Source organism: Streptomyces sp. SID5785 (assembly GCF_009870065.1).
Classification (GTDB): Bacteria; Actinomycetota; Actinomycetes; order Streptomycetales; family Streptomycetaceae; genus Streptomyces.
Genome location: NZ_WWIA01000483.1, coordinates 1 through 962, shown reverse-complemented (window position 1 = coordinate 962; position 962 = coordinate 1). Strand labels below are relative to the sequence as shown.

The following is a 962-nucleotide window of genomic DNA, read 5'->3' as shown; positions in this document are numbered from 1 at the left end:
CGGCGGCGAGCGCGTCCGCGGCCGGCACCGGGGTCGCCCCGCGCTCCGGCAGATGGGCCTCCATCAGCATGGCGACGCGGCCCAGGTCGTGCAGCGCCTCCCCCGCGTCGTCGGCGGCGGCCCGGGTCAGCCCGCGGCTGCGCACCGGCTCGGTCTTGGCGCGGGCGAAGGCCTGCTCCCACGCGATGTGGGCGTCCCGCGCCGTCAGCAGCGCCTCGCGCACGTCCGGGCAGGCCTTTCCGTCGGGGTGGGCGTAGTGCCCGACGACGGCCGCGGCGTACTCGCCGAGCGCGACGAGCCAGTCGGCGAGCCGGGTGCGCAGCCGCGGAGTGTCCCAGGCCGGGTAGACGGCGTACGCGATCATGGCGAGGAGGCCGCCGACCAGCGTGAGCACGACGCGCTCGACGACGGTCTGGTCCCAGCTCTCGCCGCCCATCCCCAGCAGGAACACCACGTACCCGGCGACGCACGCCTGCGCCGCCAGCTGCCCCGTGCGCATCAACAGGTACATGAGGCACGCGCACCCCACGGCGAGGCCCGCGGCCAGATAGGTGTCCGGGTGGACGAGCCGGACGACCCCCGTGGCGACGGCGACCCCGATGAGGGTGCCCGCGAAGCGCCCCACCGCACGCGAGTACGTCTGCGAGAAGTCGGGCCGCATGATCATGACGGCGGACATGGGTGCCCAGTAGCCGTGTCCGAACGGCAGCACGTGGCCGAGGAGGTACCCGGCGACGGCGACCGCCGTCACCCGGGTCGCGTGCCGCAGGACCGGCGAGCCGGGGCGCGCCTCGCGGCGGATCGCCCGGACCACCGCGGGCAGCAGCCGCAGCAGCGACGGGCGGCGCAGCGACGCGGCCGGGTCGGCGGGCCGCCGGCTGGCCTCGTGGTCGTCGTGCCGGGTGCCGCCCGCCGTCTCCACGACGTCCCGCAGCAGCGAGCCGAGCCGCTTCGCCGCCCGG

Annotated in this window: 1 protein-coding gene; it reads right to left on the bottom strand. The window is 76.8% G+C overall.

The genetic code is table 11. The features are described from left to right. A partial coding sequence (locus tag GTW43_RS15705; RefSeq protein WP_161302622.1) for an FUSC family protein occupies positions 1-962 on the bottom strand: 962 nt, incomplete at both ends.